This is a genomic window from Neobacillus sp. SAB-20_R2A (genome assembly GCF_049568635.1).
In the GTDB taxonomy this organism is placed as follows: Bacteria; Bacillota; Bacilli; order Bacillales; family Cytobacillaceae; genus Neobacillus; species Neobacillus citreus.
On the sequence record NZ_CP145895.1, the window covers coordinates 5,413,762 to 5,436,509 of the forward strand.

The following is a 22,748-nucleotide window of genomic DNA, read 5'->3' on the forward strand; positions in this document are numbered from 1 at the left end:
GCTACGGGCAGCATGTTATTGCTGCCCTTTTTTATTAGTAGTTTTGATACGTGGGGACGGTTCTTGTGCATTAATGAGGCGCAAGAACCGTCCCCATGCCTCACTTCTGCCTTGTTTTAACCCAGTGAAGGATCGAAGTAATAACCGTTTCAAGCTCCTTGCCTGCTGGGGTTAATTCATATTCGACCTTCTTTTGCGAAGGGACAAGGGCTTTTTTGATGACCAGGCCTTCTTTTTCAAGATCTCGCAGCCGTTCTGTTAATAGCCTGTCAGAAATGCCAGGGATGTTCTCCACTAGTTCATGAAAGCGTTTAGGCCCATTGAGTAATTGATAGATGATAATCCCCATCCAGCGTTTTCCGATAAATTCAATCGTTCCGTGAAAATCCTTACAAATTTTACTAATCTCTTGTTCGCTACAGGTACAGTTTGATTTTTCCATTTTCTTACCTCATTTGCTTTTCACCAATATTTTCACATTATATCACAATAGTTTTCACTTGACTCATTTACTTACTAATAGTAAGCTAAAACACGAAACTAAAATAGCTTACTTTTAGTAAGTTTTATTTTTCAAAAGGAGGCAATAAGAATGTCCACTGCAACTATGAATGCACAAAGTTTTAGCGATGTAATCAGAGAACGTCACTCTGTTCGAAAATATGATCCTACTTTTAAAATAGCCCGCGAGGAAATTGAAGAAATCTTAAATGAGGCTATCCTGGCTCCTTCTTCAAGCAATCTCCAGCCTTGGCGATTTATCGTGATTGAGGACCAAGAAGTGAAGAAAGAGCTCCGGCAGATTGCAAACAATCAAGAGCAGGTCGAAACCTCTTCAGCCGTGATTGCAATTTTGGGTGATAAGGAAATGTACAGAAATATTGAGAAGGTGTACCGAAGTGCTAATGAAGCCGGATATATGGATGAAGCCAACATGCACCGTCTAATTGCTGGTTCAAACAGCTTGTACTCAAACTTACCCGAAGAAGTTCGCAAAAATATAGCGGCCTTTGATACAGGCCTAGTGTCGATGCAGCTAATGCTGTCTGCCAAAGCAAAAGGCTACGACACTGTCCCAATGGGCGGCTTTGACAAACAAAAATTCATGGACAAGTTCCAAGTATCCGACCGCTACATGCCAATGCTCCTGATCTCCCTAGGAAAAGCAGCGGCACCGGCATTCAAAACCACACGGATTCCTGTGGAGGACGTAATAGAGTTTGTTTGATGAGTAATGTGGGGAGGCGTGGGGACGGTTCTCGTGCATCATTTCGAGTGAAGCATAAGAACCGTCCCCATGCATCATTCCATGCATCATTTGTATTTCGATAGGGGGATGTTAAAGTATGTTATTAAAAAAATTGTACATATGAAGCAGACGAGCCAGGCTAAGATGGGCCTGGTGTGGTGGAGGCGCAGGCCAAAAAACATAAAAATCCAGACTATGAGAGACCACCAGAAATTCCATCCATGATCATAGGAGATGAGGTTTGCAGCCTTAAAAAGGCTTTCCAATGCGATACCAAAGATGACCCAGAAAGATATATATACTATCTGGTTAAGCATTTTTGCCTGAAAAGGGTATTTTGAAAGAAATATAAAGGCTATTTGGGGGAAAATCAAAAAAGCAATAATAAAATCAACAATAGTATGGTTGGGAATAAAAAAAGATTCTTTATAAGTCCATAGTGGATATTCATACATAATAATAGAAATAAAAAAGTTCACGGTTACGAAAAAAAGAATGGTTGGATAGTACTCCTTCCAATTCCTCCAATCACCCCAGCGCCAGGAACCCAGCAAATAAAGAAAAGGCAGCGCAAATCTTAAATACGAAACCACAGTGTGTAACATTACGTTCCCTCAAATCCTTTTCAAAAAACAATTTTACTACCATTTCTATTATTTGCTATAAACCTAAAAATGAAACATGGGGACGGTTATTGTGCATCATGATGCACAAGAACCGTCCCCACGCCTCACTATTTAATTTTCATCGTATGCGTTTAGCGCATTCACACTATGGGCCAGTGCAGACCCTGCCTTTAGTGCGGTTGCGACAAAGATGGCTTCGACGAGCTCTTCCTTCGTAACATCCAATTGCTTGGCCTTTTTCGTATGAGTTTCAATACAGTATGCACAGCCTGTCACATGGGCGACAGCAACAGCAATTAATTCCTTCTCCTTACAGCTTAATAACCCGGCTTTCAAAGCTTGCGTATCAAACTTCACAAAGGCTTGAAAGGATTCTGGCCCTAATTCTTTGAATTCGCCAAATCGATTCATATTTGAGCGTTTGTAAAGCTCTTCTTCCCCATCCTCATCATAGGCATTCAAGGCATTTAATCTATGTGCCAAGGCCGAACCTGCTTTCAAAGCAGTCGCGACCATAATCGCCTCCAGCATCTCTTCCTTCGAAGCCTCTAGTTTTTTCACCTTCGAAACATGACCATCAATGCAATAAGGGCAACCCGTTACATGTGCCACAGCGACAGCAATGAGTTCCTTTGTTTTTTGAGGAATCGCACCTGGCGCCAAAGCTAGTTGGTCAAACTTTACAAAAGCTTTAAATGTTTCGGGCGCAAGCTTTCCTAATTCCGGCAATCTACGAATATTTGACTTTTTATATAAACTTTCATTTATCAAATCTTTTACCTCCATTTCATTGGATGCGGGGGGACGGTTCTTCTGCCTCACAAAGTGAGGCATGAGAACCGTCCCCATGCATCATTTTAGACTCCTATATTCTTGGGGTTTTCAGTTGGGTTTACATGCCCGCCGAAGCCGAAGTGGCCGGGATCGTGGGTTATTTTTTTACCTACTATCATAACGTAGGCTGCGGCAGCTACTATATAGACAATCGTCCCGATAATGATTGGCATAGATAATGATGACATGAGTAAATATCCTTGGAAAAATAATAGGGCAATCGCAATATAGACAACGGCATTTAAAACCAGCGGCGGGAGTTTAAATGGTGCCGCCTGATATAGCTCAGGATGTTTTTTAGGCAGCTTGGTAGCAGCGAAAACCGGAATCATATTTGCCAGCAAGAATACTCCAGTACCCAGTGCCGATATGACGCCTAAAGAAAGTCCTGTTAAAATAGGAATTATTCCAATCACATAAAATAAAGTAAGTAACCAGTGCGGTGTTCCAAACTTTTTATTTACTTGCCCTAAGGATTTTGGCAGCCAGCCGTCTTCACAGGCAATCATAATTCCTTTGGTAACCCAGGAAAGAGTCGCATTTAACGTTGTCGCTAAGGCAAACATGGCTCCGCCCACCATAAAGAAGATAAAGAGAGGTTTTGGTAAAATCGTTTTGGCCACATCTGTTAAAGGCTTGTTCGCAACATCGGCAATCGGCAGCACCCCTGCAGCAATCGTCGCCATAAACGCATACAAGATTCCGACACCCAATGTCGTTGTGATGATCGTCAGCGGGATATCTCTCCCCGGATTTTTCATCTCCCCGCCTAGCTCGGCAATGACCTGCGCACCGCCGGTAGCAAAGGATAACAATCCTACCGCCATAAAAAATCCAACAAAGCCGCCCGTGAACATTTCTCCTGAATTAAACACGGCATAATTTACCTCTGGCATTCCCCAGACAACAAAAACAATCAAGGCAAGCAGCAAGACAACAACCATTAATTTTTCAACAAGGGCTGCGAAGTGTACGCCCACTATATTCGCAATATAAAACACAGTCAGAAGCAAAAAGGCGATCAGCTTTAACGGTGCGTTCGGCACAAGACCTTGAACATATTCCGCAAAGGATATCGCATACATGGCCAGGGTTAACTGTCCAAGAATAAATAACGTTAACCAAAAGAACCCGATTTTTGGAGACAATAGCCGGCTTGTATATCTGTACAATCCTCCTGTTGTCGGAATCGCAGAACCCATCACGGCAACTGGAATAACCATAAATATCGTAAAGATGGATGAAATGACAAAGGCCAACGAAACGCCGCTCCCCGTCATCCCAATAGCAATTCCAGTGAGGGCCATGACTCCAGCACCAATTATTTGTCCGATACTAATACTCATTACATCTCCAAGACCTAAAACCTTTTTTAAATTAGATTCTTGACTAGCCATTTCATTCACCTCTTATATGTTTTTTTGGGATTGTTGCTGCATCATCGTGTGGTAACTGTATTGTGGTTCGGAGACGCAAGGTCGGCAAATTCCTTTTCGATCCTTACCAGCGCTTCCTTAATAATCGGTCTTGGGGAAGATACGCAAATTCGCTGGTAGTCTTGTCCCTCTTCACCAAACATACTACCATCTTCCAATAAGACATTGGCTTTGTTGTAAATACGATCATGAACCTCTTCTGGCGTGATTCCATAGGCACTAAAGTCCATCCACATCACATACGTTCCTTCCGGAATGTGTACCTTTACATGTGGCATTTTTTCAGCAAAAAAGCCTTTAACATATTCCATCGTTTCATCTAAATACTCCTTCAACTGTTCAAGCCATTCCTCTCCTTCATGGTAGACAGCGATTAAAGCTGATACGGTAAAAGGCGATGGTAATTGGAACCCCATGGCTTGACTGAAGATGTTCCTAAGCTCAGGATTCGGAATGATGACATTGGTGCAATGAAGCCCGGCCACATTGAAGGTTTTGTTGATGGCCGTGCAGGTAATAATATGTTGCGTGTTCGCTGCCGCTTTGGCGATTGGGATAAAGGTTTGGTTTCGGCGAATTAAGTCCCCGTGAATTTCATCCGCAATGATAATAACCTGATTTTTTTCACAAATATCTGCTAATCTTGTTAATTCTTCTGGTGTAAAAATTCTTCCGGTGGGATTATGCGGATTGCAGAGGATAAAAAGCTTCGTGTTTTCATTCTTTGCTTTTGTCTCGAAGTCTTCAAAATCAATTGAATAGGTTCCATCCTGTTCGCGGATCAGGGCGTTATTGACGACTTGTCTTCCGTTTCCTTCAATCGCTGCTGTAAACGGGGGGTAGACTGGTCTCTGAATAATGACCCCATCACCTGGCTCTGTAAAAGCTCGTACCGCCACATTTAATGCGTGGACCGTTCCCGGGCTATAGACAATTTCTTCTGTTTGGATGTCCCAGTCATGTCTCTTCTTAAACCAATGCTGAATCGCCTCGAAGTACTCCTTTGGAAAAATGGAGTAACCAAATATCCGATGCTCGACTGTTTGATGCAAAGCATCGAGTAAAGGCTGTGGAACGGGAAAATCCATGTCCGCCGTAAATAAAGGCAAAGTTTCTTGATCATACCTCTTGGTAATTCCCAATTCCTTAATTAAATCGCCGCCGTCCCATTTCAAGGAATACGTATTTCTGCGGTCGACGATTTGGTCAAAATCGTACTTCACTTGAAATCAACTCCCCCTCTTTTGAATTAAAACGCTTTCAAGAACTTTTAAAATAAATCCTTTTAACGATAGTTTAGTACCTAAACCATCTAAATATAGTTTAGCAACTATACTATATTTAGTCAATAAAAATTCTGAAAATTAAAACAACTATATCGAAATATAATTGTTAGGTCTTTCTTCTCATCGATATTGGAGGCTATTCCATCTGATAAAAATGACTGGAAAAATAAGTATTATGCTATAATAAAGATAAGAATCTATTAAATTTTTAAAAAGGAGCAGAAATGAAAAAGGAAGAGATTATTTATGAATTAATGGAATCTGTCTATGACCTTTCCAGACAAATTAGCTCCTACGAAAGTATACCTAGAAAGTACGGTACCGAAGATGAGCTTTATATGGTCGAAGCACATACAATCAATTTAATCGGAAACAAGACCCAAACAACTGCTTCCGAACTTGCCAATCTTACAAAAAAAACAAAAGGCGCCATCTCTCAAATGGTTAATAAACTAATTAAAAAAGGCCTAGTTTTAAAATCCAAAAATCCAATCGATAAACGGGAATTCATCCTAGAACTAACAGAAAAAGGAAAGATGGTTTACGATTTCCATTACCAATTAGATAAAGCGGAATATACCAAAATACTAAACAAACTACACCAATTTTCCGAAGAAGACCTATTAGTCTACATCAAAATATCATCCATCCTATCAGAAAATACGTCGAAATAGAGCACGGGGACGGTTCTTTTGCTTCACTTTGGAAGCAAAAGAACCGTCCCCTTTTCTCCTTTTCTATAAATGAGGCATGAGAACCGTCCCCATGCTTCACCCAAGCCTCTTTAGCAAGAACCCTCCATTAAAGTGGGTGGGGTCGTAGGAGATGATGAAGGCTTTTGGTGATAGGGATAGGATGAGGTTTTTGAGTTTTTGTTCGCGGTTTCGTTTGGCCAGGATTTTCATGACCAGCCGCTTGCCTTCCTTTCCATCGGCCCCCCAAGAAGTGACTCCATAGCCCTGTTCCCTGAGTTTGTCAGGCAGGATACAGTCCACCGGCTCCACGATGACCTCCATCACGACGTAACCAAGAGCCAAATACCCTTCAATTTTACTGCCGACAAACACACCTAGTCCCCAACCAAAGCAGTAGGCTGCGATGTTCATGGGTTTATCAAGATTATCAAGGACAATCGTCAGTCCCATCAAATAGACAAACACCTCACCCATCGACAGCACTGAGGCTAGGACCCGGTAACCTTTAATGACAATCATCACTCTCAAAGTAAATAAAGAAACATATAAAACGTTAATCACAATGATGGTAAGAATAATTGACGACATGACGTCCACCTCAGCTGTTAATCAAAAAGCATGTATTCTAGTTCACGAGGGTATTGGGTAATCGAAAAACTTCCTGTCTTGGTCAAAATAATCGTATCGGAATGCCTAAAGCCCCCAAGGCCCGGCACATACACGCCTGGCTCAATAGTGTAAACCATGCCCTCCTCGAGCACCAAGTCATTATCAAACCGCAAGTACGGTTCCTCGTGTTCCGATAATCCTAACCCATGTCCGATTCGATGATTCACATATTCTCCGTAACCAGCCTTTTTAAAAACCTGATACGACGCAATATCGACCTCTTTTGCCGTAATTCCCGGCTGAATCATTTCCATGCCGACCCGCTGCGCCTCGATCGCCAATTTCAATAAGTCCTTTTGTTTTTCAGATGGCTTTCCGACAAAAAACGTCCGCTCGTTTTCGGCTCGGTATCCGTTAAACCACACCTGACGGCTGTGAACGACAACATCGCCATCGGCAAATTTCCGCGTGCTGGAGTAAAGGTGCGGCATGGCGCTCCGCTTGATTCCGGAACAGGTCCAATTCGCGTAGCCAATTAACTCCTCCGGATAGTCCTTTGAGGCAATTTCCAATAAAAACTTGTCACCATACGAATCGAATTCCAATTCACTAATTCCGGCCCGTGCATGTTTGAGCGATTCGCCGATCGCATAGTCGGACAGCTGGCCGGCAATTTTCAGCAGCTCTATCTCTTGTTCATCTTTAATCGCTCTCATGTTAATAATTTTTTGGCCAACATCGACAAGCTCAAAGCCCTGCTCTTGTAAAAATAAATAGACGCTCGCAGGCAGCAGCCCCAATTCAACGCCAAGCTTTGTTCCGGCAGGATATTTTTTTAGCAATCTAGTTAAATGATCTAAATAGGAAATCTCCTTGTGAGACATATCAATCTGCTCATAATAAACATAGAGTTTGTCAACTTTTGCCTTTTCTAAGGCATGAAGCTCTTCCAGCCCTGGAACAATAAGTTCAGTTTTATCCGCATGGATGAGCGTCACAATGGGACGCGAATAGATAATCGCTCGAAACCCGCTTAAATAATATTGATTGTCGGGATCCCAAATCAGACTAAGTCTGACGCCCTTCTGCTCCATAAACTCTCGAAAAATTTGAATCCTTTTATTTATCTTCATTAAAACTCCCCCCAAATCTACTTTTTCCCTCAAAAAACCCCCTGGCAGACTAGGTCTTCACCAGGGGATCATTTATATCATTTCACACTAGATCGCGCGGAATTTCCTTATTCCATTTTTTTGAAAAAACTTGCTCCTCACCCTCAAAAGCTGTCAATTCATTGGTGAGATAAAACTTAGAGACATCTGCTTTCATGGTACTCACACTCTCAAGACGTGTCTGCCAGCTTCCGCGGCCCACCGTCAGCGTCCATTCGCAGCTAACCTCGGCCGACAGCGGGTCGCCCTCTTTAATGGTGTAAACATTCCGATTAATACTGCCATATTCGAGACCATTACTAGGCAGGCGGCGGGCTCCTTCGTCTGAAAAGTCATCGAGTACCCATACTCCGTTAATTAAATCATGGTGGACTTTCCGGGTGCGGTTCTCGGCCCTAAGGATTTCCCGTTCGGCGACAGCGGCGGTTTCCGGAGGACCAAATTCAGGCAGTTCCTGATCCAGCGGCTGCGGCGGCCGTACCGGCAAGGTCACACGCGTTTTTTCACCTGTAAAAACTTTCAAGGTCACCGGTTCCGGCGATGGCCAGGCATGCGGCCAATAGGTTGGCGATAACGCGACCGACCAGCGGTGTCCTTCAGGCAGCACATGCCCAATCGCATTGAGCTTGACGGTTACGGTATAACGCTCACCTGGAACAAGCGGAGTTGGGAACTCATGGCTGTCCCGATGAGTTAAATTCAACATGCCCCAGCTGACCAAGGTTGAGGCCCCGTCTGGCGCGATATCGCAAAGCCGGACGGCAAGCAAAGCGTTCGGCCGGTCAGACGACAATTCCACTGTTACCTCCGGAAAACCGAGGATTTCCACCGGTTCCGTCATGGGTTCTGAAGCGAAGCACACCGACAGCCCGTCTTCGAGCCGTTGATCAGAAGCGAGGTCGCCCGGCTGGCCAAATGGGCACCAAACACCGGAATAAAGTCCATGCTGCTGGACACTAGAAACGAGGATTTCCTGTTTTTCACCCGGGACCAATTCTGACATTCTTTTTTCATCCAGCCAAAAATCCACAGGTTCGATCGCCGGCGACGGCCAGGCTGTTTCGGCCACCCACCGGCCAGGACGTTCCTCGTAATCTACTTGCGGTGGTACACTTTCCTGCACCCAAGCCCTCAGCATCGGCTCCTCCATTATGCCGGTGTCGATTCCCTTTAACCAATAATCCCACCAGCGCAAGGCTTCCTGTAAAAAGCCAATCGCCGGACCGGGAACTGCTACCTCCGGATACTCATGCGCCCACGGGCCGATTAATCCTTTCCGTGGTCCCGGCAATCCCTCTAGCAGCCTCAGGATAGCATTCGTATAACCGTCTGCCCAGCCGCCAACAGCAAAGACCGGAATATCGATATCCGCATAATTTTCACAGACAGAACCATGCTTCCAATAGGCATCCCTTCGCTGATGCTTCAACCACTCCTCGGCAAATGGCGGTGTTTTTTCAAGCCGCTCAAGCCAGCTCGAGCGCCACGTTTCCCCGACCACTTCCGGGTCTGCAGGACGGCCATTATAAACAAGCATCGTCGAAGCCCACCAAAGCATATCAGATGCCAGCACGCAGCCCCCCATATAATGGACATCATCGGCGTAGCGGTCGTCAGTCGAGCAAAGGGTAATAATCGCTTTTAAAGAAGGGTGACGCCTTGCAGCCACCTGAAGGCCATTAAAGCCACCCCACGACTTGCCAATCATGCCGGCCGCTCCGGTACTCCATGGCTGTTCCGCAATCCAGCTTAATACATCAAGGGCATCCTCCTGCTCCTGTGGCAGGTATTCATCATAAAGAATTCCTTCCGAATCGCCAGCCCCCCGCATATCGACGCGAATGCTCGCATAGCCATGCCCCGCAAAATAAGGATGGCGGATCGAATCCCTTAATGCCGTAAAATCATTTTTCCGGTATGGGATATATTCTAAAATTGCCGGCACCGGATGCTGTTCGGCATCCTCCGGGAGCCAGATTTTTGCAGAAAGGCGCGTGCCGTCCGACATCGGAATCCAAACATGCTCGATTACACGGACCTTGCGCGGGAATTCCTTTTTAATAGAAAGATTAGAATCACGTACATTAAAAACCATGAAAAAACCTCCAAAACCTTTTCCCTAAAATTTTTCAAAAAACGCCTGATAAGGATAAGCGCAGCAGCCATGGCGGCACACTGCGCGTTAGCAATCATTTCTTTGAGGACTTAGCCCGCCTTTTCCTCTAAATCAAGGTCTTTTGAAGATGGGCTGCCGTAATCTTGCTTTAACCACCGGAGTAAGGACACTGTCAGCAACAGATAAATGATGATAACCGGAACGGACACAATCACGGAGGAAGTTTGAATGACCTTCAGCCCGCCAATCATTAACAAGGCTACCGCCATAATGGCCAGAATGCCTCCCCATAACAGACGGTGCCAGCGCGCCGGCTCCTGCTCACCCACTAGTTCTTTAGTGGCAATAGCAGAAAGAATATAAGTGGCTGAATCCAATGAAGTCGCTAGGAAAATAAAGCCGAGAACCACGAAGAAAATCAAGACAATGGTGCTGAGCGGCAGAGATTTTAAGACAGCGACAATCGCGGCAGGGCCTCCTTGTTTGTCGAGAATTTCTGTGATTGGGACAATATCATTCAGCTGAAGGTTCATCGCATAACCGCCAAACACCGCAAAGTACAGCCAGCTTCCTAACGAGCCCCATAACAGAACCGCGCTGATTAATTCCCTAATTGTTCTTCCTTTTGAAATACGGGCAACAAACAGACCCATAAATGGAGCGGTTGCCGCAAACCAGGCCCAGTAAAAGACGGTCCATCCCTGTGGGAAGCCTCCTTTATTAATCGGGTCTGTATAAAAGCTCATGCGTACAATATTTTGCAGCATCAGACCAAAGCTGTTTGTAAAATAGGACAAAATAAACAGCGTAGGTCCTGCTAGCAACACAAATAAGGCGAGCGCCAAGGCCATGTACACGTTAATGTCACTTAATTTACGGATGCCCTTATAGAGTCCAAGATAGGCGCTCGAGCAATATATAACGGTCCAGATAAGAATGATGATGATGCTTAAGCCAAGTGATTGTTCCATTCCCAAAAGTTCTCCAATAACGGCAGAAATCATCGGAACACCAAGTCCCAGGGAAGTACCAAGTCCTCCGACCAAGCTCCAAATTACAAGGATATCAATGATTTTCCCAACTAAACCGTCGGCATGTTTGCCGAGAATGCCACGGCAGGCCGTACTGATTTTTAAAGAGGATTGCTTTTTCACAAAGAATGAGTAAGCAATGGTTACGGTCGGAAGCGCATACAATGACCATGCTGAAATCCCCCAATGGAATAAACCGTAGGTGACAGCCCACTCCGCCGCTTCAGGGCTTTTTGCCTTGATGCCGAATGGCGGGCCGGTATAATAATAGATCGGTTCCATGATCGACCAGAACATAATACTCGTACCCATCCCGGCGCAAAACAGCATCGCGCCCCAGCTGAAGTTGGAGAATTCAGGCTTTCCTTCGCCGAGTTTGATTTTTCCATAGCGTCCAAAAATCAGCCAAACTAGCAAGATAAATAATCCTGCAGTCAGAAACTGAAACGCCCAATCCAGCTTAAACGTAATGTCTGTCATCATGTTGTTTAATAACGGCTCCGCCGTTTCACGATTGAAGACCAGTAGTAAGGTTGCAGCAACAATAACAATTAATGAAGACCAAAATACAATCGGATCAATTTTTACCTTCCCCATTCTTTCACTCCTTTGTGAAAATTTCATTTCTAGTAAAATAGTTTCTAAAAGCCCCCAATCGTGGTAAAATTGGTTAAAATATAATCATGATTACTTTATAATTAAGATTATATTATTCTATCCGAAATTTTTCAATGAAAATTCTAAAAATTTGATATACTCAAAAAAGATGATGGATGTGAGGAGAAATGGCTGTGATGAAGAAGAAAATCCAAATGAGCCGTATGTGGCAATATTTTGTAGAAGCGACGGCGGAAATTATTGAGGAAGAGGGCATTAATAAGATCACCATTCGGAAGGTGGCCGATAAAGCAGGCTACAATAGTGCCACCATCTATAATTATTTTTCCGAGATCTCACATTTAACTTTTTTCGCGGCGATGAAGTTTCTAAAGCCCTATACAGATGAAGTGGCCACATATATGGATAAAGGGAATAATCCCATTGAGAAATACTTGTTGGCCTGGGAATGCTTCTGCAAGCACTCGTTCCAAAACCCGCAGATTTTTCATGCTGTCTTTATCATGGACCTAGGAGAACAACCGGAAAATCTGCTTGAACGTTATTATCAGATTTATCCGGAGGAACTGATCACCATCCCGGAGGAGCTAAAACCGATTCTATTCGAACGGAACATGTCCAAACGAGGAAGATCATACTTGGAATTAGCCCTAAAGGAAGGTTATATCAAAGTGGAAAATATCGATGCCATCAACGAAATCACCATCCTCATCTGGCAAGGCATGTTCACCAACATCCTAAACAACCGCAGGCAATACACACCAGAAGAAGCCATGCAAATGACCATGAACTACATCACAGAAATCGTCAGAAACCAAGCTGTTTTTAACTTTGGGTGAGGCACGGGGACGGTTCTTTTGCCTCATTGGCTGTTATCACGGAAAAAAGCCCAACAAGCGGACGAATGCTGATTGGGCCTTAGATTGTTATACGACGTTTTAAGCTCTTTTTTTCTATAAAAAGTTTATGCAAGCCCTCCCGGCGCACTTTTTTATTTTGGCCTATTCACGTAGTTATTTAACCAATCATAAAAAGTCAAATTACATACCCTAACCTTAACATTATGTTTTTAAGATGGGGAGTTATGCAGATGTACCATTATAAATATACGAAATTAAGTGGACAAAGGCAGTCATATAATAACCAAATTTCGGTATCACCATTACACCTGCAAGAACAAATGCCTAAAGTTAACCAATTAAATGGTCTTGGAATTCCAGCAGGCTGGAGTGGTCCAGTTAATCCAGTAGGTTGGTGGGGTCCGGTTAATAATGATCCTGGGCATCCGGTTAATTGGGCGGCGAAAATAAATCAAACAGGTTTAGGTGTTCAAGGACAGCCAGCCAGTTGGGCCCCCATAAATCAAACTGGTTTAAGTACCCAGGGTCAGCCAGCCAGTTGGTCGCCAGTGAATCAAACAGGTTGGAACACTCAAGGGCAAATGATGGGTTGGGGAGGTCCTGGACGTCCGCTGGTCTTGGGAAATTATGGATATCCAGCAGGCTGGGGTAATCCAAGAGTTCCGATGGGCTGGTGGAATAACGCGGGTCAAGGTCAACCGGGGATGTTCGGAGGTTTACTTAAGGTTGGAAAAGGAGCATTAGGGGGGCTGGGAATTCTCAGCAGTCTAATTAGTATCGGAAGATTTTTATTTTAAAGTGTAAAAAATATGATCTAAATTAAGAGAAACATTAGTATAAAAGGCAAAAAATGAAAGCCATTCGCATTTGAATTGGCTTTCATTAATATTTATGACCGAGCCCAAATTACTTAGCAGGATTATAACCTAAACTCCACTCCCTCTTCTGCAATATGAAATCCATTTGCCTCAATTTGGTTCCGAATCTCCTGCTCTGAATCGATTGCCGGATTTGAATGATTTAAATGGGTGAAATAAATCTCAGTCGTTGTTGTTAAATCTTGCAGCAAATCCATTGTTTCTGTCATGAGCGGATGGGGGATTTCGCGATAATCCCGCCCAATATGTTCAAGGTCTTTTTCAGAATGAAAGGTCCCATCGAGTAAACATATGTCTGCTTCCTCGCAAACGGAGTGAATGTCATGGTCCCACTCGTGCCAGCGATCAATATCTGGAATATAGAGGACTTTCTTATTTGGCCCCTTAATCCAAAAAGCAAATGTCTCCGAAAATTCATTTCGATGCGGTACTTCAACAGGTGTTACCGTAACCAGAGGAGAAACCTGAACGTCTTGGCTATCCTGGATTTCTTGGACATTTATATTGCCAAGCTTCGTTAATTGGCTCCATGGAGCCTGTTCTTCTAATAAATACTTCATTTTTGAACCGGCCATTACCGGGATTCCCTTTGCGCCAATGGCTTCTCGTCCTAAAAATAATAAACCGGGGTAATGTCCCAAATGGGCATGAGTTAAAAAAATATGATCCATTAGCTTGGTTTGCAGATCGTATTTCATTTGCAGCCTTGCCATTTGCTCCTTCAGATCAGGTGATGCATCAATCAAATGCCATGTTTGATCATTGGGTTCGACAATCGCCAACGATGCGGCAAGGCGTCTAAACTTCGGGTTTCTGATTGCCTCTGAACAATTTTTACAAAAACAATTGGGATGGGGCAGCCCAGCATCTTGAGCAGTTCCTAATACGCTTAAGATGACCTCACTCATAGTGAAACACTCCTTTTGTGATTTGTTTCGCCTTCGTAGTTTTTCTTTGTAATCGTCCAACCGGTAAATCCGAATAAAATATTCATGAGTGGGACAAGGAAGGCAAAGAACGCAAACGGAATAAATTCACCTGGACTAACACCGAGTATTCCCGCAGCAAATACAGCAGGTACCCCCCACGGAACAAGGTTGATTCCAACAGTTCCTGCAGCTTCTACACAGCGAGAAAGGTTCTTCGTATCAATCCCCATCTTCTTATAGTTCTTAACAAATGTTCTGGCTGGTAAAATAATGGCTAAAAATTGTGCCCCGCTGGCAAATGCGACTATAAAGGTAGAAAGAATGGTGGTGCTGATTAAGGTGCCAGTAGAATGAACTTTTGACATCAACTTTTTAGTTAATACTTCGAACGAACCCGTCTCTTCTAAAATTCCCCCAAGTGCGGTTGCTAAAATTAACAAGCCAATTGTCCCCAGCATCGACATAAGTCCGCCTCGATTTAACAAGGAATCTAATGCTTTTACTCCAGACTCTACATGGAATCCGCTTGTCATGACTTGAATGACAGTAGTTACTGAAGAACCCTGAACGAAGATGGCGAGCACACCGCCTAAAATACCGACACCCATTAATGCCGGAATGGCAGGTGTTTTTTTAACCATTAAAATAATGGTTAATACTGGCATCAATAATAGTAAGGGGTGTATGACAAAAACATTATCCAAACCTGTTTTCATTGCACCAATGACCTTTGTGTCTGCCCCGCTATTGATCCCTGCTGACTGGCCCACTACCCAATACAATAGAATGGAAAGTAGAAAAGCTGGAATCGTATCCCAAAGCATGTGCTTGACATGACTAAACAAGTCGGTTTCAGCCATCGCTGGAGCAATGTTGGTTGTATCAGACAAGGGAGATAATTTATCACCAAAATAGGCACCTGAAATCACTGCTCCTGCTACAAGCCCTGGAGAGAAACCAAGGCCTTGTCCGATCGCCATGAAAGCAAGGCCAATTGTTGCAATAGAAGTAAATGAGCTTCCTAGTGTAATAGAGATAATTCCGGTAACCAGTGCCACAATCGGTATAAACATGGCAGGTTTAATAATGGACAATCCATAGTAAATCATCGTCGGAATGACTCCGCTCGCAATCCATGTGCCGACAATAATACCGATAATAAGCAAAATAAATACGGCAGGCAATGCCCTTGCGACACCATTTACCATCATCTTTTGGACATCATCCCAGCTCCACCCAGCCATAATGGAAACAATGGCTGCTGCGATTACTCCAATCATTAACGGAATATGCATCCCCGCTTTCCAAATGAAAATAGAAAACGCAGCAGCGCCAATCAAAGCAATAATAGGAATGAGCGACTTCCCTGTAGACAGTTCCTTTTTCATGTACACCTTCTCCTTAGATAATTTAATAAAATAAAAAACCCCCTATCCCTAAAAGGGAAGGAAGCTCCACGGTACCACCCTAGTTAGCGGATTATAACGGCCGAAGCTGGCCCTTAGTTCCCTCTCAGGCTCTGATTTCAAAGATGATATCAGTCGCTTTAATAGTTCAACGCTTTTATGCTTTTATGCTTTTACGCAGTTAAGTATATGGATATATTAATAGAATGAATCATCATAGTCAATCTTTTTTAAATTGGGTAAGTGATGCATGGGGACGGTTCTCGTGCCTCATTATAAGTATTCGCATGAAACAGAGGGACAGTTCTTGTGCATCATTCCGTTTTTTTCACACAAAAAGGCCCAACCAGCGGACGATTGCTGGTTGGGCTTTAAGCTGTGATACGACGTTTTAAGGTCTTTTTTTGATAATAATTTAAGCAATCCCTCGAAGAAAATCTACCAATGCCTTTGTAAACTCTTTTGCTGATTCGATATTCGAAAGGTGAGAACCTTCAAGTTCAACATAGCGTGCACCTTCAATTTGGTCGGTTAAGTATTGACCGTCGCGTGGTGGAGTAGCCAAATCATCTTTACTTGAGATGACCAATGTCGGCACAGTAATATTTTTCACCGTGTCACGCTCGTCCATGTCGCGAACAGCCGCACAGGCAGCAGCATAGCCAGCAGCAGATGTCTCTATGAACACCTTTCTTACCTGCTCCACTTCTTCCGTCCCCTGCTGCACATAGGATTCAGTAAACCAGCGAGCTGTGACACCCTCAGCTATTGGCTCCATCCCGCCGTTTTGTACAGCGTTAATTCTGGTATCCCAAATTTCACGCGGCCCGATAAAGGCAGCCGTATTGCAAAGCGCCAGTTTCCCAAGGCGCTCGGGAGCATTCAGACCTAACCACATGCCGGTCATGCCTCCCATCGAAACGCCTGCAAAGTGGGCACGCTCAATCTCCAAACTGTCTAACAGGCCCACAACATCCTGGCCAAGCTGATCAATGGAATAGGGACCAGCAGGAACATCAGAAACCCCGTGACCGCGTGTGTCATAACGCAGCACACGGAAGTATTTCGTTAACTCTTCTATTTGGGGATCCCACATGGTGATATCCGTTCCCAACGAGTTGGATAGGACTACAACCGGAAGCTCCTCCGCCCCGTCGAAACGGTAATGCAGACGAACCCCGTTTACATCGATAAAATTCATGAAAAAACACCCCTGTTACTTATAATAGTATTTCAAAAAAGGGATGAGGCAGGAGAACCGTCCCCATGCATCATTTAAAAAAACACATGAGGCATGAGAACCGTCCCCTTGCATCACCCTCTCATCACTTAACCTCTAAAAAATCGCTGCCTTCAAACCAGGCTGGGATGCCTGCAGTCAGTAGAGCGACTAGGGAGACGTCGGCGATTTCTGCGTCGGTTGCTCCGAATTTTTTGGCTCCCTGGGTATGGAGTTCAATTCCTTTTGGATACATTTCCGCGACGTTGATTCCGACTAAAACTAGTTCTTTCAGTTTACGAGAGACAACATGGTCTCTTAGGACTGTTTTTCTTAAGTCAGCGTATCCTTCTAAACATGCCGGGTTGTATTGATGTAAAACCTTCACCCAGCCAGGAAGTTCTCCGCCTGCTTCTTTTTCATAATAAGCCAGAGCACTAACTGCTGCCTCGTCCGAAAATGAGGCAGAAGAACCGTCCCCCTGCTTCACTCCGAGTTCAGATACCGCGTATTCGAGGGCTTTTACGCCGGTGAACCAGGCTGGGATGCCTCTGGAGATGATGCAGACGGATAGGATGTCTGCAAGTTCTTCGAGGGTTGCGCCTGAATCAATGGCTCCCTTGGTATGATAAATCATGCTGCGTTCATATCGGCGGGCCGCATTGATGCCGACTAAGATTAATTCTTTTTCTTTTTTGGAAAGGGCTCCGTCTACTAAAATTTCGCCCCGTAATTTTGTGTAATATTCAAGCGCCTTAGGAGCAAAATGATGCATTTTGGCTACCCATTCTGGAACCTGACCGTATACCTGTTCGAAAAATTCCAACCCATTAAATTCTGTTGACATGTCACCATCTCCAAACATTTATTTTTCTAAGAGCCGTCCCCATGAAAAAATGATGCATGAGAACCGTCCCTATGCTTCAATTTACAGAACGGAAAACGGTAGCAATCCCTTGGCCGCCGGCGATGCAGAGGGTGCCGAGGCCCCATTTTGCTTGTCTTTTTTTCATTGCGTGGATGAGCGATACGCAGATTCTGGCGCCGCTGTTGCCGATCGGGTGGCCAAGGGCGATGGCTCCGCCGTTGACATTTACCTTTTCCATCGGCAGTTGCAATTCTTTCAAGCACGCCAGGGACTGAGCTGCAAACGCTTCATTTAATTCTACCAAATCCAACTCGTCTTTGCTGATTCCAGCCATTTTCAAAGCTCTTTCACTCGCTTCAACCGGGCCGATTCCCATCCGGTCGGGCTTTACGCCGGAAAGTCCAAGTGCGGTAATTTCCGCTAACGGTTCAAGCTTATATTTTTCGACCATATCCCCGGATACGACTAGAAGCATCGAAGCTCCGTCATTTAATCCAGAGGCATTTCCTGCCGTCACCGTTCCATCCTTTTTAAAAGCAGGCTTTAGTGCAGCTAATTTTTCCAAACTCGTTTTCCTTGGGTGCTCATCTACTGAAAAGATAATCGGCTCGCCCTTTTTTTGGGGAATTTTCACAGGAACAATTTCATCCTCAAAAGCGCCGCTTTCAATCGCTTCATGTGCTTTTACCTGGCTTTCATAGGCAAAAACATCCTGCTCCTCGCGGGAAATCGCATAGTCTTCAGCCAGATTTTCAGCCGTCATTCCCATCACCAGCCGGCCATATTTATCCTCAGGCTGTGAACCAGGCTGGCTTTCTTTATTTGGGTCCAAAATTTCCGCATTGCCGGACAAGAATCCATAGCGGCCATTGCGGATGTAATAAGGAGCAGCACTCATACTTTCTACCCCGCCGACAATGTAGGCATGGCCGATGCCGGAGCGGATTGCCATAAACGCATTATGGATGGCCTGCATACCGGAGCCGCAGGCACGGTGAACAGTATAGCCTGGCAGTGATTCAGGCAGGTCCGCCATCAGAAGAGCTTTCCTCGCAATATTGGATTGGTCCTGGCTTTGTTTTGCCTGGCCGATAATGACTTCATCAATTTCCTCAACCGGAATGAAATTTTTCGAAAGTAAATCCTTAAATAACGGCACTAGCAGCTCATCCGGCTGCAGGTCCTTCAATGTTCCGCCGATTTTTCCTACCGCCGTCCGCTGGGCGCTGACCACAAATACTCGATTATCCATTCTTTCCAACTCCCTACTGTAAGACAATAATCTCTTCACTTATTTCAAAAGACGCCTCGGTCTTTTCTCTGACTTCATCCAAGCTCACACCCGGCATTAGTTCCTTTAACACGAGCTTTCCGCCTTCAATCTTAAATACCGCTAATTCGGTAATGATAACATCGATCTTCCGAAGTGATGTAATCGGATATGAACACTTCGCGACGATTTTCGACTCGCCATTTTTCGATGTATGATTCGTCGTAACAATGACCTTGCCAGCTCCGCTCAACAGATCCATTGCGCCGCCGACGCCCATAATGTTTTTTCCGGGAATCGCCCAGTTGGCAATGTAACCTTCCTGATCAACCTGAAGCGCGCCAAGGATGGCAACATTCACGTGCCCGCCGCGGATCATGGCGAAGGACTCGCCACTATTAAAATAAGAAGCGCCAATACCTTCTGAAATAGGAAGCTTTCCGGCATTGACCAAGCTTGGATCCAAATCCTCCTCGCTCGTCAGCTCCTCCACCCCGAGCATCCCATTTTCAGTGTGGAAAAAGACCGAACCCGGCTCAACATATTTCGCGACAAGCGTAGGGATGCCAATTCCAAGGTTCACAACCGAGTTTGGCTTCAGTTCTGCTGCCGCGCGCTTGGCAATCAACTCTTGAATATCTTTGTTGGTCATTTGGAAACAACTCCTTCTTTACTTAAAATCAATTGACTTTCGACAATCGCGTCCACGAACAAATGCGGGGTGACGATTTCTTCCGGTGAAAGCTCGCCCGCTTCAACGATCTCATCGACCTCGGCAATCACAAAGTCCGCTGCCGTTGCCATTAACGGATTGAAATTTCGTGCCGTTTTATAAAAAACCAAGTTTCCAAGAGTGTCGGCTTTGGCCGCTTTGACAAGCGCGACATTGGCTTTCAATGGAGACTCAAGCACATAAAGCTCACCGTTGATTTCCCTTGTTTCTTTCCCTTTTGCTAGTTCCGTTCCGGCGCTTGTTTTGGTAAAATAACCGCCAATCCCGGCACCTCCTGCACGAATCGATTCAGACATCGTTCCCTGCGGCATTAATTGAATTTCAAGCTTGCCTTGATTATAAAAATCGCCGACCTCGCGATTGCTGGTAAAATAAGACCCAATCGCCTTTTTGATTTTTCCCTGGCGCAATAAAATCCCAAGGCCTTTTCCAGCCTCGCCAAGATTATTACTGATCACGGTCAACTCATTGACATCGTGGCGTGTCAGTTCGTCAATCAATGTTAACGGTGCACCGACAAGGCCGAACCCGCCAACCATCAGGGTGTGTCCTGATTGAATTTTTTGAATTGCCTCTTCTGGCTTCATTTGTTTTTGCACTTCGATCACCTCTAAAAATTAATCGCCTAAACTCGACTGGCGTTCATTTCCAACACCTTTTTTCCAAACAAAAAGCCCAGCCATCCCAAAAGAGAGCGCAACTCTAGTGCACTTCTTTTGGAAAGGCTGGGCTACCCTCATTAGTGTGAAAACGGGGATGCCGTTCTCACCGTGAAGATCTCAACTTTCCATCGTCGTAGTCAACTTGTGACCCGATTTCTTCTATATATATTATACTACTTTATTTTTACCCAAAGAATCCCCAAAGTAGAACGGCACCACAATAGATAATCCCAACCCAGAACATCATGACAACGGTGTAACCCATGACATCTTTTAACTTAAGGTTCGATAAGGCCAGCGCAGGCAAGATCCAGAATGGCTGGACTAAATCGTTCCAGGCATTTCCGAGCATGACGGACATAGACGTATGGGCGATGGATGCGTGCAATTCTTTCGCTGCATCAATCATGAACGGTCCTTGAACGACCCAGTGTCCGCCGGCAGACGGAGCAAAGAAGTTGATGACGAATGAGCTGACCAGTCCCCAGAATGGCAGTGTGTGATTGGAAGAGAACTGCACAAACCAGTGAGCAATTGTATCAACCAGACCGGAACCCGCCATGATCGCCATAATCCCAGCATAGAACGGATATTGCAGGATGATACCGGAAATTGTCTTAATTCCGTCATTTAAACTAGAAACATAGTTTGCCGGAGTTCCTAAAAGGATAATGCCAAGGAAAAGAATAATAAAGTTGATCATGTTTAAATCTAATTTGCCGCCCTTTGAAAAGAAAGACACGACATAAATGATACCGATAATTCCAATTGCCAGTGAAAGCAAACGGCTGTTGTTTAATTTGGTTGCAAACGTCACTTCTTCGTTGCCAAGAGCAGATGCTGCTGCCACCTGTTCACGCGCCTCAATCTCAGGATTGATTTCAATGACATTTTCCTTCTTCTTCGGATGAAGCCAAGCGTTTAATAAAGGAAGAGTGATGATAACGATCAAGCTGGTAACGAGCATTGGTATTGAAAAAATGGTCTCCGAAAGCGGCACAACGCCCATTGCTTTTTCCATCGGGTGGCCAGGTGTTGAAATCAACACTGGAATACTAGCGGAAAGACCTAATCCGTATAACGTAAATCCGCTGTACGCTGCTGCGATAATCAGCGGGTAATGAACCCCTTTGACCTTTAAAGCGAGTTTCTTGGCGATGATTCCCCCAATTACCAAACCAAAGCCCCAGTTCAAATAACTGCCGATTCCTCCGACCAATGTCGCAACGATAATGGCCATTCGAGGAGTATGAACGAGTGAAACAATTTTGTTTAAGAACCGGTCAATAATCGGCGCCTTTGCCAGTACATAGCCCATCGCCAGGATGACTGCCATCTGGGTGGTAAAAGATAACAGATTCCAAAAGCCTGCTCCCCAGCTGGTTGTAGCGGCCACGAATCCCTGTCCTTCGACAAGAACTGCCAAGATTAGCGTCAAAATGGTTAACCCAATCGCAAATACGAATGGATCGGGAAGATACTTCCTCATCAGATTCGTGAAAAAACCAGTAATTTTCTCCATGCTTTTCGCCCCCTTGTTGTTTTAGAAAAATAGTTTAAGTTAACGCTTTCATTACATTCGAAAAAAATCCCCTTCGTAAAAGCTTCTATCCTTATTGTAAAGGAATCGAAAAGGTTTCCTCATTAACAAATAATGGATGACAACGTTCGCTGTGCTGCCGCTCCCCACCATAATGTCAATAAAAAATACCCAGCCCTGCCAAAAGGAATAAGAAAACACAAGGGTTCCCTATTGTCTTTTGGAAAAGCTGGGTATTCTTAATTTAAGGTGGAATGGGTAATTCCATCGTTAAGAAGACGCTTTTCGAAAGGTATTTATTTTATAAAAAAACTATAATATATCTTTCGTTTAGTTGTCAAATTATTTTTTATTTTCCAATTGATTTATTTTTTCAAAATATCTTTTATGGGCTGCTTTCAAGGCGACAATCACAGAATTAACCGAAGGCGCAAAATAATGCTCTTCAATCCGTTTGACCAGCTCGTCGACACCATTCGATAAATCATAACCAATCACTAGCCGCTTGATAAAATCCTTGGCCAAGTCGGTAATAAACGTAAACTCTGCGTCGACAATGGAATGGTTCGTCGGATCAACCTCCAGAACAATTCCGGCATGCTTATAAATCTCGTACATCGCACTTCCAGTCGGCGCCTTCGCATAAGCAGTCACCAACACCGTATTCATCTCATGTTGTGAATTCAAGTTGGACCCTCCCTTAATTTTACT

Annotated in this window: 22 protein-coding genes; 4 read left to right on the forward strand and 18 right to left on the reverse strand. The window is 44.4% G+C overall.

The features are described 5' to 3' along the window. Positions 1–100: 100 nt before the first annotated feature. Positions 101–442, reverse strand: coding sequence for a winged helix-turn-helix transcriptional regulator (locus V5M37_RS26570; RefSeq protein ID WP_423799876.1), 342 nt, complete (start codon positions 440–442; stop codon positions 101–103). Between the two features lie 150 nt (positions 443–592). On the opposite strand from V5M37_RS26570, the gene V5M37_RS26575 reads away from it, so the two are divergent. Then, positions 593–1,228 (forward strand): nitroreductase family protein, encoded by a 636-nt coding sequence (locus tag V5M37_RS26575; RefSeq protein WP_423799877.1) that lies wholly within the window; start codon positions 593–595, stop codon positions 1,226–1,228. 86 nt (positions 1,229–1,314) lie between these two features. On the opposite strand, the gene V5M37_RS26580 is transcribed toward V5M37_RS26575, so the two are convergent. The 4 genes from V5M37_RS26580 to V5M37_RS26595 all read right to left on the reverse strand — a co-directional run bounded on the left by V5M37_RS26580 (position 1,315) and on the right by V5M37_RS26595 (position 5,368). Then, positions 1,315–1,854, reverse strand: coding sequence for a CBO0543 family protein (locus V5M37_RS26580; RefSeq protein ID WP_423799878.1), 540 nt, complete (start codon positions 1,852–1,854; stop codon positions 1,315–1,317). 132 nt (positions 1,855–1,986) lie between these two features. Next, positions 1,987–2,646, reverse strand: coding sequence for a carboxymuconolactone decarboxylase family protein (locus tag V5M37_RS26585; RefSeq protein ID WP_423799879.1), 660 nt, complete (start codon positions 2,644–2,646; stop codon positions 1,987–1,989). 86 nt (positions 2,647–2,732) lie between these two features. After that, entirely contained in the window at positions 2,733–4,106 is a 1,374-nt protein-coding gene (locus V5M37_RS26590; protein WP_423799880.1) for an APC family permease, read from the reverse strand. Between the two features lie 41 nt (positions 4,107–4,147). Next, positions 4,148–5,368, reverse strand: a complete 1,221-nt coding sequence (locus V5M37_RS26595; protein WP_423799881.1) for a MalY/PatB family protein — start codon at positions 5,366–5,368, stop codon at positions 4,148–4,150. A 287-nt stretch (positions 5,369–5,655) separates the two neighbouring features. Between V5M37_RS26595 and V5M37_RS26600 the strand changes: the two genes are divergently transcribed. Beyond that, entirely contained in the window at positions 5,656–6,105 is a 450-nt protein-coding gene (locus V5M37_RS26600; RefSeq protein ID WP_423799882.1) for a MarR family winged helix-turn-helix transcriptional regulator, read from the forward strand. A gap of 96 nt (positions 6,106–6,201) precedes the next feature. Here V5M37_RS26600 and V5M37_RS26605 read toward each other — a convergent pair whose 3' ends face one another. The 4 genes from V5M37_RS26605 to V5M37_RS26620 all read right to left on the reverse strand — a co-directional run bounded on the left by V5M37_RS26605 (position 6,202) and on the right by V5M37_RS26620 (position 11,651). Continuing rightward, entirely contained in the window at positions 6,202–6,714 is a 513-nt protein-coding gene (locus V5M37_RS26605; protein ID WP_213143906.1) for a DUF2179 domain-containing protein, read from the reverse strand. 17 nt (positions 6,715–6,731) lie between these two features. Then, positions 6,732–7,868, reverse strand: a complete 1,137-nt coding sequence (locus V5M37_RS26610; RefSeq protein ID WP_423799883.1) for a M24 family metallopeptidase — start codon at positions 7,866–7,868, stop codon at positions 6,732–6,734. A gap of 82 nt (positions 7,869–7,950) precedes the next feature. Beyond that, the gene (locus tag V5M37_RS26615) at positions 7,951–10,002 is read right to left on the reverse strand and encodes a CocE/NonD family hydrolase (RefSeq protein ID WP_423799884.1); all 2,052 of its coding nucleotides are present in this window, start codon (positions 10,000–10,002) and stop codon (positions 7,951–7,953) included. A gap of 110 nt (positions 10,003–10,112) precedes the next feature. Next, positions 10,113–11,651: a BCCT family transporter gene (locus V5M37_RS26620; RefSeq protein WP_423799885.1), complete on the reverse strand. Its 1,539-nt coding sequence runs from the start codon at positions 11,649–11,651 to the stop codon at positions 10,113–10,115. Positions 11,652–11,848: 197 nt separating this feature from the next. Here V5M37_RS26620 and V5M37_RS26625 point away from each other — a divergent pair, with 197 nt between their 5' ends. Together V5M37_RS26625 and V5M37_RS26630 are read left to right on the forward strand one after the other, a co-directional pair. Continuing rightward, positions 11,849–12,511, forward strand: coding sequence for a TetR/AcrR family transcriptional regulator (locus tag V5M37_RS26625; protein WP_423799886.1), 663 nt, complete (start codon positions 11,849–11,851; stop codon positions 12,509–12,511). A 251-nt stretch (positions 12,512–12,762) separates the two neighbouring features. After that, entirely contained in the window at positions 12,763–13,329 is a 567-nt protein-coding gene (locus V5M37_RS26630) for a hypothetical protein (RefSeq protein WP_423799887.1), read from the forward strand. A gap of 122 nt (positions 13,330–13,451) precedes the next feature. Here the strand turns inward: V5M37_RS26630 and V5M37_RS26635 are convergent, their stop codons facing one another. The 9 genes from V5M37_RS26635 to V5M37_RS26675 all read right to left on the reverse strand — a co-directional run bounded on the left by V5M37_RS26635 (position 13,452) and on the right by V5M37_RS26675 (position 22,724). Further along, on the reverse strand, positions 13,452–14,318 hold the full coding sequence (locus V5M37_RS26635) for an MBL fold metallo-hydrolase (RefSeq protein ID WP_423799888.1): 867 nt from the start codon (positions 14,316–14,318) through the stop codon (positions 13,452–13,454). Next, a complete protein-coding gene (gene nhaC / locus V5M37_RS26640; protein ID WP_423799889.1) occupies positions 14,315–15,727 on the reverse strand; it encodes a Na+/H+ antiporter NhaC in 1,413 nt (470 codons plus the stop codon). Before nhaC ends, V5M37_RS26635 begins: the two co-directional genes overlap by 4 nt. A gap of 433 nt (positions 15,728–16,160) precedes the next feature. After that, positions 16,161–16,946: a 3-oxoadipate enol-lactonase gene (gene pcaD, locus V5M37_RS26645; RefSeq protein ID WP_423799890.1), complete on the reverse strand. Its 786-nt coding sequence runs from the start codon at positions 16,944–16,946 to the stop codon at positions 16,161–16,163. Between the two features lie 124 nt (positions 16,947–17,070). Then, a complete protein-coding gene (locus V5M37_RS26650; protein ID WP_423799891.1) occupies positions 17,071–17,811 on the reverse strand; it encodes a carboxymuconolactone decarboxylase family protein in 741 nt (246 codons plus the stop codon). A gap of 76 nt (positions 17,812–17,887) precedes the next feature. Continuing rightward, positions 17,888–19,084, reverse strand: coding sequence for a thiolase family protein (locus tag V5M37_RS26655; protein WP_423799892.1), 1,197 nt, complete (start codon positions 19,082–19,084; stop codon positions 17,888–17,890). 13 nt (positions 19,085–19,097) lie between these two features. Continuing rightward, positions 19,098–19,754, reverse strand: coding sequence for a 3-oxoacid CoA-transferase subunit B (locus V5M37_RS26660; RefSeq protein ID WP_423799893.1), 657 nt, complete (start codon positions 19,752–19,754; stop codon positions 19,098–19,100). Further along, entirely contained in the window at positions 19,751–20,434 is a 684-nt protein-coding gene (locus V5M37_RS26665) for a CoA transferase subunit A (RefSeq protein WP_423799894.1), read from the reverse strand. Before V5M37_RS26665 ends, V5M37_RS26660 begins: the two co-directional genes overlap by 4 nt. A 247-nt stretch (positions 20,435–20,681) precedes the next feature. Beyond that, positions 20,682–22,019 (reverse strand): short-chain fatty acid transporter, encoded by a 1,338-nt coding sequence (locus V5M37_RS26670; protein WP_423799895.1) that lies wholly within the window; start codon positions 22,017–22,019, stop codon positions 20,682–20,684. Between the two features lie 360 nt (positions 22,020–22,379). Then, the gene (locus V5M37_RS26675) at positions 22,380–22,724 is read right to left on the reverse strand and encodes a DUF3870 domain-containing protein (protein WP_423799896.1); all 345 of its coding nucleotides are present in this window, start codon (positions 22,722–22,724) and stop codon (positions 22,380–22,382) included. Positions 22,725–22,748 lie beyond the last annotated feature (24 nt).